The sequence below is a fragment of the Spongorhabdus nitratireducens genome (assembly GCA_947387575.1).
In the GTDB taxonomy this organism is placed as follows: Bacteria; Pseudomonadota; Gammaproteobacteria; order Pseudomonadales; family Endozoicomonadaceae; genus CANDOC01.
Genome location: CANDOC010000005.1, coordinates 41,713 through 54,811 on the forward strand (window position 1 = coordinate 41,713; position 13,099 = coordinate 54,811).

General features: G+C 47.4%; 10 protein-coding genes. 5 read left to right on the forward strand and 5 right to left on the reverse strand.

All coding sequences use genetic code 11. The annotated features are described in order from the left end of the window. Positions 1-987: 987 nt before the first annotated feature. From ACYZZ0_RS10440 to ACYZZ0_RS10450, 3 genes are all read right to left on the reverse strand, one after another. A complete protein-coding gene (locus tag ACYZZ0_RS10440; protein WP_461536563.1) occupies positions 988-3,201 on the reverse strand; it encodes a GumC family protein in 2,214 nt (737 codons plus the stop codon). A 97-nt stretch (positions 3,202-3,298) separates the two neighbouring features. Beyond that, positions 3,299-3,871: a polysaccharide biosynthesis/export family protein gene (locus ACYZZ0_RS10445; RefSeq protein WP_461536564.1), complete on the reverse strand. Its 573-nt coding sequence runs from the start codon at positions 3,869-3,871 to the stop codon at positions 3,299-3,301. A 244-nt stretch (positions 3,872-4,115) separates the two neighbouring features. Next, a complete protein-coding gene (locus ACYZZ0_RS10450) occupies positions 4,116-5,342 on the reverse strand; it encodes an outer membrane beta-barrel protein (protein WP_461536565.1) in 1,227 nt (408 codons plus the stop codon). A gap of 339 nt (positions 5,343-5,681) precedes the next feature. Between ACYZZ0_RS10450 and ACYZZ0_RS10455 the strand changes: the two genes are divergently transcribed. The 5 genes from ACYZZ0_RS10455 to ACYZZ0_RS10475 all read left to right on the forward strand — a co-directional run bounded on the left by ACYZZ0_RS10455 (position 5,682) and on the right by ACYZZ0_RS10475 (position 9,417). Then, the gene (locus ACYZZ0_RS10455) at positions 5,682-6,215 is read left to right on the forward strand and encodes a hypothetical protein (RefSeq protein ID WP_461536566.1); all 534 of its coding nucleotides are present in this window, start codon (positions 5,682-5,684) and stop codon (positions 6,213-6,215) included. A gap of 303 nt (positions 6,216-6,518) precedes the next feature. Then, complete coding sequence (locus tag ACYZZ0_RS10460) at positions 6,519-6,920, forward strand: putative ATP-dependent zinc protease (RefSeq protein ID WP_461536567.1); 402 nt, start codon at positions 6,519-6,521, stop codon at positions 6,918-6,920. 45 nt (positions 6,921-6,965) lie between these two features. Continuing rightward, positions 6,966-7,466 carry a ZrgA family zinc uptake protein gene (locus ACYZZ0_RS10465; RefSeq protein ID WP_461536568.1) on the forward strand — a complete coding sequence of 167 codons (501 nt, stop codon included), beginning with the start codon at positions 6,966-6,968 and terminating at the stop codon, positions 7,464-7,466. Beyond that, a complete protein-coding gene (locus ACYZZ0_RS10470) occupies positions 7,466-8,245 on the forward strand; it encodes an ATP-binding cassette domain-containing protein (RefSeq protein WP_461536569.1) in 780 nt (259 codons plus the stop codon). Before ACYZZ0_RS10465 ends, ACYZZ0_RS10470 begins: the two co-directional genes overlap by 1 nt. Next, entirely contained in the window at positions 8,242-9,417 is a 1,176-nt protein-coding gene (locus ACYZZ0_RS10475) for an ABC transporter permease (protein ID WP_461536570.1), read from the forward strand. Before ACYZZ0_RS10470 ends, ACYZZ0_RS10475 begins: the two co-directional genes overlap by 4 nt. A 401-nt stretch (positions 9,418-9,818) precedes the next feature. Here ACYZZ0_RS10475 and ACYZZ0_RS10480 read toward each other — a convergent pair whose 3' ends face one another. Beyond that, positions 9,819-11,342, reverse strand: coding sequence for a serine/threonine-protein kinase (locus ACYZZ0_RS10480; RefSeq protein ID WP_461536571.1), 1,524 nt, complete (start codon positions 11,340-11,342; stop codon positions 9,819-9,821). Positions 11,343-11,428: 86 nt separating this feature from the next. Further along, positions 11,429-12,835, reverse strand: coding sequence for a Na+/H+ antiporter NhaC (nhaC, locus tag ACYZZ0_RS10485; RefSeq protein WP_461536572.1), 1,407 nt, complete (start codon positions 12,833-12,835; stop codon positions 11,429-11,431). Positions 12,836-13,099 lie beyond the last annotated feature (264 nt).

Here is a 13,099-nt window from a genome sequence, read left to right on the forward strand (position 1 = left end):
ATGTTTCTTTATATTTGTATTTGTCAGTGATGATGATTTTTCTATTTTGGGTTTAAATACTTCTTGTCACAAAAAGTAGGTCTAATTCCTTGAGTATATATATTGTTTAATTAAATATCAGGGAAGTAGGTATCTGTTATTTTTCAGCTTGTATGTTTTAATCAGATGTTACTATTAGTTTAAGATGATAGTGTATCAAGGTGGTGCTATTTTTGGTTTTGATGGGTTTTTAATTTGAGCTTTCTCCATAAGTAAACCAAAACCAGTAGCATTGATACTCAAGGTTAAGGATTCAATACAACGATTGTTTGTGGCGACGATGAAAGCAAAAATCGAATATTTCAGAAGATAAATATGGTTACTTACCTAAATAGATTTCAGATAAACTCACTGTTCAGAATCATTATTGGGTAGTAGAGCAGACTTTCATTGCCTGAAGGATGTTGACGTTTTCGAAGAGCTACCAAAATACTCTAGCCCGTCCACGTAAAATGCATTAATGGCATAATGTTCAGACGGCTTGTGTGCTTTTATAGCTTTTGTTTAGCTACTCTATATTTCACTAAGCTATCTAGCTTAGCGTTTACAGTTTTACATGCCTTTTTAGACACGCTACCGCCCGCCGACTCATAGACGCAAATGCCGGAACTGCGATGGAGCTTATAGTTATGAATCGTATGCTTTTGAGGACGATAAAAAATGGCATCATGATGGCTCAAAATGACATCTAATTTATAGTCCGCGATAGGCTGTAATTTTCTCCGAAATCATAAAAATATAGAGGTAGGTTGTTCCGCATTTCATGATTAAAAATATGCGGTATTTTTTGAGCGGACGTATTATGACGTATACATTATCGTATGTACATCATCTTTAGCAGGCTAAAAATTATAGATCGCTTTTAGAAATTAGGAAGTGTGGATTGTACTGTTTTGGCTGGTGAATGGTCTCAATTTTATTAGACCATTCACCTTCAGTTTTTTCTGTCTAGGCTTCTTTTGAGTGGTAGCCTTCGTAGTCGTAGTAGCCCTGGCTATATCCGTAGGCGTCTTTTCTTGTGGGGTCGATTTTGTTGAGTACAACTCCTGTTAGTGGGGCGCGGGCTTGTAGCAGGCGACCAACACTGTTCTGGATGGCGCTCAGTTGGCCTCGGCCGGCTTCGATTACGTAGAGAAGGCCGTCGCACAAGCGGGAGACCATCAGGGCGTCGCTTACACTTTGTACCGGTGGACAGTCCAGAATGATGTAATCGTAGTGTTGCTTCAGTTCTTCAATAACAGCCACAAACTTTTCGGACGCTAGCAGTTCCTGTGGGTTGGGGGGGAGCATGCCGCAGGGGATCAGGTCGATGCCATCAGCATGATGTATGCATTCATCAGTGGTTGCAGTGTCTGCCAGCAGATTAGCTAAACCAACAGAGCCGCCTTTAATGCTGAAGTTTTTGCCAACGGTCGGGCGACGCAGATCACAATCTACAAGGAGGGTTTTACCCAGCTGACCGAGTGAAAGTGCCAGGTTAGATGCGGTCGACGATTTACCTTCACCGGGCATGGTTGAAGTGATGGCAAACAGTCGGTGTTCCTTGTCCATTGCCGTCAAGTTCACACTGGTGCGAATGGTACGAACCGCTTCACCAAAGCCATGCTCGTTTTTATCCATAAAGAGGTTGTGCATTCTGCCTGTTGCCTGTTTCGGGTTCAGTTTTGGCAGAATTCCCAGTACTGGCAGGTTCAGTTTGTCTTCAATATCCCGAGTGCTGCGAATAGTGTTATTGAGCATTTCAAGCAGGAAGGCGATACCGCAGGAAATCATTAGGCCAAGAATAGCTGCCAGTGCAATAATCAAGCTCTTTTTGGGTTTAACCGGCTTTTCCGGTGTGAAAGCTTTGTCTACCACACGTGCATTAGCGGTTTGTAAGTCACTGGTTGCGCTGGTTTCCTGAATACGTTTGAAGAAAGCATCATAGAGATCTTTGTTGGTGCGAACTTCACGTTCCAGTGCTCGCAGCTTAAACTGGCTGCGGTTAATTTCCTGTACTTTTGCTTTGGCTGTAGCTACCTGGCGGCTCAAGCTACGCTCGTTGGCCTTGTCATTCTCATAATCACGCTCAACACCCTGTACAATATTACGAATCTGCATTTTAATATTTTGCTGAATGCTGGCCAGTTCACTACGTGCCGAGCGCATTTTAGGGTGTTTCGGGCCATAGCGGCGGGACATATCTGAAATTTGACGCTCGATCTTTGCCTGTTCCTGTTTCAACTCCTGAATCAATGGGTGAGACAGTACAGCCTGCAGGGATTCATAATCTTCTGCCGTCCGCAGCTTGCCTGACTGAATACGTTTGTAAATGGTTTCAGAAATAGCCAGCTTACGACGTACCTGGACCAGTTCTGTGGTCAGGGCTTTCAGTTCGTTGCTGGAAAGCGTTAGTACACCTTCCAGGTCAACCAGGTTTTCCTGTTCGCGGTATGCCTGCAGGTTTTTCTCTGCAACGCGCAGCTTATCAGACAGTTCAGTCAGGCGACCCTGCATCCAGCTGGTAGCATTAAGGGTGAGGGATAGCTTGGACTCCATATAAGATTCGATATAGGCGTCCGCTACTGCATTGGCGATTTTTGCAGCCAGTTTGGCACTTTCAGAGGTAGCGTGAATCCGGACAACCTGGGTTTTTTTAACAGGAGCAATCGAGATATGTTCACTCAGGGTGTTAATGGTGTCACGTAGTGTGATGTCTTCAACATCTTCTTCAACGGGTGCTTCAAGCCCGAACCAACTGTGCCAGTTAATATAGTTAGCATACCATGCGGTTTCCTGCAGGCTGGTATTGAACTCAGGGTTTTGTGTCAGATTAAGCTTTTCAACTACCTTTTCCAGCACGCTGCGTGACTTTAATACCTCGAACTGGGTGTTCAGGTAGCTGTCTCCGCCGCCATCAATACCATAAACCTCTTCAATCGATACGACTTTGGCCTGTTCCTGTTCGATCTGAAGTACGGTTGTTGCCTGATAAATGGGGGTCAGCTTGAAGACGATTAGTGTCGTAATCAAGGTGACTGCCAGCGTAAAGCCAATAATTGCCCATTTGTGCGTAGTCAGAACATGAAAAATTTCCCGCAGGGAAATCACATCATCATCCTGTTGAGGGGCTGGGTTAGGCGAGCCCTGTCCGGGCATGGCCAGTTGCGTATCGCTACTCATTGTTTGCTTCGTATTTAAATAGAATAAATTTTAACGTTCAGGTGACTGCCCCGGTCGAGTCAGCTTGTGCTGATATACGAGGCGCTGCATCGCTCAATTAGAAGAAGCTTTCTTTGATATTGATGATATCGCCGGGAAGCACTGAATCATCCTGCTTCATGGTGCGCTCTACTTGGCGACCATTAATCTCGCGGGTTACCTGAATCGCTTTTTTGTCTGCGCGCTGCGTGAAGCCGCCAGCCAGTGCAATTGCTTTTTCAAGTGTCAGGCCAGGTTCAAATGAGAAACCGCCCGGATCTTTTACTTCACCGCTTACAAAGAACTTGCGATATTCAGTGATGGATACGTTGACTTGTGGATCTACAAAGTAGTCTGGCTTGAGTTGGTTCGTCAGGTGTTTCTGTAATTCACCGACGGTCATACCCTTAACGCGAATCTCTCCCAGGAAGGGGTAAGAGATAGTGCCGGCATCCGTCAAGCGGGTGGTCACATCCATATCATCTTCACCGAAAACCGTAATATGGATTTCATCACCGGAGCTCAGGCCGTAAGTGGAAAAGCTTACAGGGTCTGCAGCATGAATTGATGTAGCGATCAGCAACAGCGTGGCCAGCAGCATTCTCTTCAGTTGTAATGTGCTTTGTGTCAGGTATCTAATAAAAGCAGGCATTGGGTTGGTTACCTTCAGAATTGCTGCAGGCAGCATGACATTCGTTCTATTTTAATGGCGGGAGATTGTCGTTCGTTTGTATTCGGGACGCAAGCGTTTGTGAGCAAATACGAGAGGTTTATACAGCAACCTGTTACTTGTCAGGGATGGGCGTGCCAAAGGTAAAACTGACAGACCAAAAAAATACAGGCCGGATCACCGGCCTGTATTATAGCTCGCGTTGAGCTGGTGCTTGTAAATTAAATTACAGCGCCAGTTCAGCAGTCAGCATGTAAACGTTACGGCTGTAACCGTCTTCGCTTACGGTGCTTACCTTGCGGTCTTCATCACGCTTGCTGTGCTCGTAGTTAAGAGACAGGGTCAGATTGCGACGCAGTTTCCAGTCAGCACCCAGCTTGAAGGTGTTGATGTCGCGATCCTTGATGGTCTGAGCGGAACGCTGAACTTCTTCGTCGGTGTAGGTGTAACCAGCGTTGGTACTGATGCGGTCAGTCCAGCTGTGCATCCAGCTCAGAGTAGTGCTGGTGCCCTTGGTGAAGTCAGCATTGGCCGGGTTGTCAGATTCCAGGCCGTAGTCACGGGTAGTGCTCAGCTGGAATACAGAGTGATCAACCGGCATGTAGCTTACACCGACTTCCCAACCGGTGAAGTTTTCGGAATCAACACCTTTGGCGTCAGCACTGCGATGACGACGACCGATCTTGGCGTAACCGGTAGTCTTGGCAGTGGCTTCCCACTCCAGACCGACCAGGTAACTGGTGATTTCGTAGCCTGGCTTAGCGGTGTCGCCGGAACGCTTGTCATATTCCAGATCACGTTTCTTGACTTCAACCAGTGCGCTGGTCTTCGGCATTACCTTGTAGAATACGGTGGTTCCGAATTCAGTAGTCTTACGGCTACGGCCTTCATAGCTGCCGTTTTTCTTGTCGTAATCCTGGTCGTTGATGCTGGCGAAAACGTCGAAACGTGCCTTGGCTTCCATGGAACCGAAGCCGTACTTGATGTCAGCCTGCTTGCGGGTGTACTCAGGAGCGTCCTTGTCAGTAGCACCGTTAATGGTGGAACCTTCGTCGTGGTAAACGCCCAGGTCAAAACCCAGGTCCAGACGGTTACGGCTGTTGAATTCCTGGTGAACATCGCCCAGCAGCGCGTAATCGGTGAAGTTGGCATCGCTTTCAGCAGAGAAACGCTTGTCGTTTACGTCCAGAGTCAGGGCGTAAGTGCTCAGGCCTTTCTGGGCCTTGAACTCTACAGAAGGATTAATGTTGTAAACAAAAGAGCCTTTCTCTTTCAGGCCAACGGTGTTGCCGTCACGGTATACGTTGTCATCGTAACCGATGGCAGTACGCAGTTCAGGAGTCACTTCGAAGGCACCCAGAGTCAGGTGGCCGGCATCTTCAACAGCTGCAGCAGCGCTCAGTCCATATCCAGCGAGGGCAACGGCCAGGCTGAGTTTGCTTATCCCTTTCATATTAAATTCTACGCCTTGAGTTTTACGGATGAAAATAGGTGGCACATGCATTGTTGCTTATTACGAATATGTATACGAACAAAGTTTCATATTCTTAAATTTCAATGCCAACCTGATTTTGCATTGTATTATAATGGCCGGATAAATATAATTTCCAGCGTTAGAGTTTGTACAGTTCAAAAAAATTAATGTTTTTGCTTTTCCGCTACCAGCCTATCGCAGAGCGTAGTTTTTTTTTGTACATTACTCCACGCAAGTACAGGATAATAATCTAGGTAACAACAGAATTGTCTGCACTTCTGTTACCCTCGATTTTCTTGGGATGGTAAAGGAATTCAAATGAAACCAACAAAATTTGTTGCATCTGCGGCTCTGGCTCTTGCAGCAGCTATGGCCGGTGTTGCCCAGGCTGATCTGGCAACTGATTTGAACACTATGTCTGCTGACGCAGCTCTGGCTAAAGCCGTGGAAAGTGGTGCATCTGTAGAAGCGCTGATTGCTGATGCGGCAGCCCAGCTGCAGGGCAGCCCTGCACTGCTGTCTGCACTGGTTAGTGCTGCTGTTCAGGCTTATCCTGAACAGGCTGCCCAGATTGTAGGTGTTGCAGTAAGTGCAGCTCCGGCTCAGAAAGTAGCTATCACCAATGCAGCTGTCGCTCAGCTGGCTGATAACCCGGCTGCTCAGGCTGCTGTTCAGCAAGCTGCAGAGCAGGCTGCTGCTCCTCAGGTTGCAGGTAACCCGGCTCAGGCTGAAGCTGAAGCGGAAAACACTGAAGTTGAGACACCTCAGCAGGCTGCCCCGATCGCTCCGCCTCCGCCGCCTCCTGCCACTGCTCCTACTCCGGACAAGCCGCCGGTTGTCAGCCCGAACTAAGCAAATTGCATATGCTGCTTAAAAGCTCTGATTGAAATGAAATTTTGATCAGCGTCTTGATAAAAAACGCCCGAATAACCATTCGGGCGTTTTTTTATTTAATTAAAAAATGCATTACGACAAATATATTTTTTAATTAAATTATTTTTTTGTATGACCGATATTCTGAGTATGAATATCAGTTTTTTGAATTTCCGATTTTTTTCAGGCTGGATTTGTGCGATAGCGCTTATCAGCTTGTTTTATTCTGGTGCTCCCAGGGCACAAGCCTGTACTTGTGCCTCACCGTTGCCCGTTTTCGGTATGTTGGAAACCGCCCGATTGGTAAATCTGCAGAAGCTTGAAGTTGATGCTCTGATCGATACCGGTGCAACCACAACCTCAATGGATGCCCGCAATATAAGAATGTATGTGAACCGGCAGGGTAAGCGCTGGGTTTACTATGACTTTGAGCACAAGCGCAGTGGTAAAACCGTATCCATGCATCAACCAGTTTCCAGAGTCGCTTATGTTTTGACTCATAAAGGCCCCCCGGCAGAGAGAGCGGTGGTCAAGAATACAATTGCGATTGGCGATACGCTGCGATTTCTCGAAGTCTCGCTGATCAATCGGAATAAATTCCCTCAGCAGCTGTTAATTGGCAGAAACTACCTGACGGATACAGCTTTGGTGGATTCCGGAGCCAAACATCTGCGGGATAAGTAGTCTAGGTAAAAATAATCCAGGAAAATGACCAGGGAGTCTGGACTGATGAGAGAATGCAAGCTCTTCACCGGGATTGTCCTGAGTGTATTGTTCATATTCTGTGTTGTGCCGGTAAAAGCAGAACCGATTGTTCACCCGGCTGTTGCCCCGGCACGAATTAGTCTGGATGTTAATCTCAAGGGCCAAAACCTTACACTTCTGGTTTCAATCGCTTCCCGCTCTTTGCCTTACCTTTCCGGCAATATGCCGGTTGAAAAGCTGGTTCAGAAGCTTGAAAGTATCAATCGTTTAGTCATTCCAGCAAGCTCAGCAGACTGTGCTGCAGAGCGTTTTCGTATTCATGTTGATGCTCAGCATAATATCAATGGCTACCAGTCTCTTGAATGCAGCAGGCCTGAAGCATTAGAAACTATCAAACTGGAGCTGTTTGAAGTACTTCCGGAGTTGCAGGAAGTGGATGTCTGGTTGATCACAGACACCTGGCAGAATAAGCAGGTCATTCATTCAGGTAGTGAGTTACTTGTTCTCTCGCCGGAGTTGCTCTAATGGAAGATATTGGCAAGAAAGACAATGGCATTGATATTTCAGCTTTGGAGCAGAGCCATCAGAACAGTGAAATCCTTAATATACCGCAGCTACAGATACGCCCGGGGGAAACAATTTGTCTGCAGGGAGAGAATGGCTCAGGCAAAACATCTCTGTTACGGGTGATGGCGGGGCTGGGAAAAAACTGCAAGGGTTCGGTATCCGTTTTAGGCCAAAATCTGGCCAGTATTAAATACCAGGAGCTTGAGCGGCTGAGAGCTGACTATATCGGATTTGTATTCCAGTACTACCGACTTGTCCCCTATCTGAGTGCTTTTGACAATATTATGCTGCCTTGTCATTTCTCTGCCCGCCGCCGCCGGGAGGCAATAGGAAGGGCAGCAGCGAAGCATATTGATGTGCCATCTGTTGGTCAGAGAAAAGACTCTGCCATAATGCAAAAAGTATCAGAAGATGCATTTCGCCTCATTCGTAAATTAAGCCTTAAAGACCCCTCCAGACTTTCAAAAAATGCATCCGACTATAGTGCCGGACAGCAACAACGCTTTGCTATTGCCAGAGCGCTTATTGGTAATCCCAGACTGGTGCTGGTTGATGAGCCTGCTTCGGCCATGGATACCAAAGGTAAGCGGGCCGTTTATGAGTTGATTCTCAATGAGTGCCGGGAAACAGGTGCCACGCTGGTTTGTACGACCCATGATGATATGTCGGATATGGGTTTTGACCGTTACCTTGATATGGGTGAGCTAAATCTGGCAAAGGAGCCTGAAATCCGGTGATTCTTTTTAAAATCATGCGAAGCAGTCTTGTCAGACGAAAAGTAAGGCTGGTAGTGTCCACGCTTGCACTGGCCTTCAGTGTGATGTTGCTGCTGACTTTGGTACATATTGACGCTGTTGTTCACCGTTATGCAAAGCACTTGTCAGCCAGTACCGATCTTGTTGTAGGGGCTCCTGCGCAGTCCTCTCATCTGGTGCTGTACAGTTTGTTTGGTATTGGTACTCCTCCACCTGACCTGCCTTCAGATATTTATAATAATTTGAGGGATAACCCAGAGGTATCAAGAGCAGTGGCCGTTTCGGTGAGGGAAAGCCACCGCGGCTTTGTTGTGACAGGCGTTACATCGGGCTACTTCGATATGTTGCACCTGAATACTGAGGCGGGTGATGCCGATGGTTCAACGGGTTTACCTTCTTTCAGTGACAGGCTGTCCGTGTTGATAGGCTCTAATGTTGCAACCAGTCTGAAGTATAAAGAAGGTGAATTATTGACAGTTGCTGCCGGCTTTATGCCTTCATATGAAGATGAGTATCAGACTCGTTTTGTGATTCAGCAGATATTGCCGGCAACAGGAACAACTATCGATGATACCATTCTGGTACCCATAGAAGGTTTGACTTTTGCCCGGGCCCAACATGGTCTCGCAGCGTCGAATATTATCAGTTATATCATGGTTAAACTTCATAACCGGCAGGCTTTACTTGCAATGCAGCAAGTCTTTTCACGACAGGCAGGTGCCCCGGTTGAGGTCGCCATTCCTGCCGTTGAGCTGCAGTTGCTCACGGATTATGAAGAAATGATTAACACTGTAATGATGGCCATGATTGCCATTATCAGTGCTTTGGCCCTTGTTATGGTTTTCTTCAATTTATCAGCAAGTTTTGCTGAAAGGCGTCAGGAGCTTGAGCTGTTACGTATGGTTGGAGCTCGTCCGATCCAGATAGCAAGCCTGACGTTAGCTGAACCTGTGGGGCAGGTAATCGTGGCCATTATAATTGGCACTCTATCCTACTTTATTGCCTGTGCGGGACTGCACTATTTCTTTCCTGCGATGATTGGCCTTGAACTTTCACTGCAGCAGGTGTCATGGCTTCTTTTGGTGTTTATGGCGGGCTTCAGTTTTGCCTGTCTGCCCGCCTGGAAGATCTATGCGGTCAGTCGAAGGATATAGTTACCTGCTGTTGAATCAGGTAATAAAGCCTTTTTTTAATTTGTCGTCTGTCTCTGTGAAAAATATACGACCACAATCGGAACACTGAAATTTTTTTCGATTGCGGTTGGATATTGTCTTCTCAAAAAAAGTACGCTTTATTCGGTACAGCTTCGTCTCTTTATTGCAGTATTGGCACATTGGCCTTTTCCCTTCTGGCTTATCTTTATTTTATAGGGCGCGGGCAGGGTTTATTTTCTGTTGGAATTATGAATGTTTTGTTGCTTCTCCGGGGGGGGGCTGGAGCCTGATTTTATCATGAGTTACGGTCTTGGCAGTACTTCCGTCGTCATATGCCGGTTTTACCACCTGAGCCGGAGACTAAAACAGGTTAATCAAAAGAAAGATAACGGGGAACTCTACTATCTGTTGATATGGTCAAGTTCATTCATTCGTTGTTTTAACTGACGCACTGTCTCACCTAGCTGACTGACAGTATTACGAACAGTGTCCAGATTGGGGGCATCCTCTGGTGCCTTGCCTGCTTCTATATCAGCTAATAACTGCTCTTGAGCTGCCAGCTGGCTGAAAGCCTGCAGGTGTTGGGACTGAAGGTCTGCGTAAGAGGCGCTCTGTATATTTTGGGCTTGCTGAAAAAAAGGGTGGTTTAAAACCTCGATTGCGGTGGGGCGCTTCATCGGGTCCTCATCAACCATCTGCCGGATCAGGCTTTTGGCTTCAGGGTTTAGCCTGGGGTCATCCTGAATAAACTGAAGTAGCTGAACGTGGGCTGAGGGGTTGTAAACGATTTCATGCTTTTGCCCGCGAAGATAATGGTCAATCCGCTCGCCGGTCAGCAGCTCAAGTAAAACCATACCGGCAGACCAGATATCCACTTTGGTGCCGTAAGGTTGTTTGGCCATGACTTCGGGAGCCATCCAGAGCCGGCTGCCAGCCCTGTCTGAGCTGATGGCAGCATTATCAGGATCTTCTCCCGGCTGCGGTCTGTTTTGTGTGGCAAGACCAAAGTCTGCGAGGCTGACCTTTCCCTTGTGATTAATCAAAATATTATCGGGCTTCAGGTCCCGGTGGATCTTGTGCTCTGCATGCAGATCAACCAGGTGAGACATCAGCTGTAAAACAACATTTCGTGTCAGATTCAGTGGCAGGCCTATGTTCTCCTCCCTGCTTGCACTGAATTTGGATCTTTTCCAGTACTTTCTCTCGGCAGTCGTCATATTGAACATATCGGGTTTGGCGGGCATCCAGCTTTGCATTAATTTTGAAAGAGATGCGCCGCCATATTCCATTATCATGCGATGTTCCTGATACTGCTTCCCGTCATCACCTGTTTTGGGTTTACTCATTTTTTCTTCGTATATTTCAGGGGCTGACGGTGACTCCCGTTGCAGGCGGACTTCGCTATTAATCTCCCTTGTCCGGTGAGCATTATTTGCCGGTATTTTCTGGGTTTTCTCAACGTAGACTTTATCCAGTGGCTTTTCAGGCTCTTTCCCTCGTTTGTTGGTTACCAGAGAGACACTGCCAAAAGAACCTTTTCCCAGCATCTCACCCTTTCGGTGTTTCTTGAGTGTAGGAGGACTTTTCACCAGGCCCTGATACTCAGGTAAAACACCCCGGGCTTGTTCTTCTTTGCGCAGGCTGGGCATCTTGCTTTCTGGTGCTACCTTGCGCCCACGGAATAATCGCCAGAGTGCGCTGAACATGGATTTGATCCGGCGTCCAATCAGTGACCGGTTGGTTTTATTCAGGCTGAGCTTTTGCCATGTTTTTTTCAGGAAGCCCCGGACACCGGTAGATGTACTGGTTTTGCGACCAAAAGCCTGAGCGCTTTCGGATGAGGTATTGCCGGTCGCAGGGGGCTGAGGGTTAAGCCCTGCATTGGGGGTTACAGACGGGTTAGATGGAATCTTGTTGCCAGGCATATCCATTGCCGACTCTGAAAGTACTCCCGTTATTATCGGCATCTGACGGGGATGTTGAAGCCCGACAGCTCTTGAAGCCCCTGGCTTCAGGGGCTCTTGAGTGAAAAGCGCTGCATAAGAGCCGGTGCAATGCCCAGGTGCTGCAGCCAGGCAAATATTAATGTCAGACCGATGCAGACCCAGGACAGCCACATATAGGGCAGATACATCATTGTGGGGACACCGAGAACAGCCGTCATAAAGATGCCGTTATCACTCCAGGGCACCATACCGGAGGTCAGGGTGCCACCAAACTCGGTATTGCGGGACAGCAGCCGGCGATCGGCATTGATTCGATCATAACTGCCAATAAGCAGTCGAGGGGTAAGAATGAGCGAAACATACATGGCGCTGCCAAACAGATTGCCCAAAAAACCGGTTAGCAGAGTGGTCGATGTTAATCCGGCCTCACTTTGCGTCATACGCTGTAGATAGTTGGCTATAACGGTTACGACCCCAATGCTTTCCAGCAAACTGCCAAAACCCAGCCCCAGCACAATCACAACTAATGATCCCAGCATTCTTTCCATGCCGCCTTTTTCCAGCAGGTCAGCTATCAGAGGAAACTGCAGATGGTCGGGTGTTATAGGATTCCAGGCTGCCTGAACCGCATGGGAGGGATCCAGGTGTTGCTGCCAGATGCCCCACAGAATGCCGAGAAAAGCCCCGAGAGCCATAACCGGTAGTGCCGGATTACGACGGGCCAGTAAAACAACGACGGGAATAATAGGAATAAGGGTGGCAGGCGTCAGATTAAAATAGCTCTCCAGCTCAGCTCGAATAGAGACAATACGCTCTGAGTTCAATTCATTGTTGTATTCAAACCCGACTACAGCAAAAATCAGCAGGGTTATGGCCATACTGATCAGGCTGATCGGTAGCATGCCCCTGATATGACTGACAATTTCAACTCCGGACATAGATGAAGCTAACAGTACGCTGTCTGAAAGTGGAGAGAGTTTATCTCCAAAATAGATGCCGGAAAGTACGGCTCCGGCACAAAGAGGTGCCGGTATATTCAGACCTTCTCCCATACTCATCACTGCAATCCCGGCTGTACCGGCTGCGCCCCAGGAAGTACCGGTAACCAGTGCCATGGCAGCACAAAGTAATACCGACATAGGCAGGAACAGTGAAGGATCAAGAATATCCAGCCCGTAATAGATAATGGCGGGTACAACTCCCCCGGTCAGCCAGCTGCCGGTCAGGGCGCCGACAGCAAGTAGGATAAATACGGCCCCCAACCCGCGGGAGATACCATTCATAGCAGCACTTTCAAGATGCTGATAAGTGTGACCCAGATGGAGTCCCAGTAGAACAACAGGGCACCAGCCAATAAACAGAGCCAGTTGAATAGGCAGATCAAGCAAGCTGGTGAAAGAAAAAGTCAGGGACAGAAACAGTGCCAGCAGCAGGATGATTTGAAATGAAGAAGGTAACTTCGTTTGCGGCATACCTTGTCTGTTATCAGTTAAAACTTTATTTCTAGGCTAAATGACGCTTTTGTCCAGTTAGAGCCAGCATTTTTTACTTGTTTAAACATAAAACCGGAAAAGTTAGCCTGTTTTGTGAGATCTTGTGATTAAGTACCCAAGCACTTACGGGAACATGTTGAACGATGACGTTGTGCTGTTAACAGGTAAAGCTGAAACAGGCGGATTTGAAATAGTCAGGTGTGAAATAGTCAGATTCCGATACCAGGCATTGGATAATGCTTG

Bases quoted from the DNA above. Each gene is read 5' to 3' on its own strand.
- ACYZZ0_RS10480 (WP_461536571.1), bottom strand. From the start codon at position 11,342: ATGCCTGGCAACAAGATTCCATCTAACCCGTCTGTAACCCCCAATGCA.
- ACYZZ0_RS10465 (WP_461536568.1), top strand. From the start codon at position 6,966: ATGAGAGAATGCAAGCTCTTCACCGGGATTGTCCTGAGTGTATTGTTC.
- ACYZZ0_RS10460 (WP_461536567.1), top strand. From the start codon at position 6,519: ATGTTGGAAACCGCCCGATTGGTAAATCTGCAGAAGCTTGAAGTTGAT.
- ACYZZ0_RS10440 (WP_461536563.1), bottom strand. From the start codon at position 3,201: ATGAGTAGCGATACGCAACTGGCCATGCCCGGACAGGGCTCGCCTAAC.
- ACYZZ0_RS10470 (WP_461536569.1), top strand. From the start codon at position 7,466: ATGGAAGATATTGGCAAGAAAGACAATGGCATTGATATTTCAGCTTTG.
- nhaC (WP_461536572.1), bottom strand. From the start codon at position 12,835: ATGCCGCAAACGAAGTTACCTTCTTCATTTCAAATCATCCTGCTGCTG.
- ACYZZ0_RS10450 (WP_461536565.1), bottom strand. From the start codon at position 5,342: ATGAAAGGGATAAGCAAACTCAGCCTGGCCGTTGCCCTCGCTGGATAT.
- ACYZZ0_RS10455 (WP_461536566.1), top strand. From the start codon at position 5,682: ATGAAACCAACAAAATTTGTTGCATCTGCGGCTCTGGCTCTTGCAGCA.
- ACYZZ0_RS10445 (WP_461536564.1), bottom strand. From the start codon at position 3,871: ATGCCTGCTTTTATTAGATACCTGACACAAAGCACATTACAACTGAAG.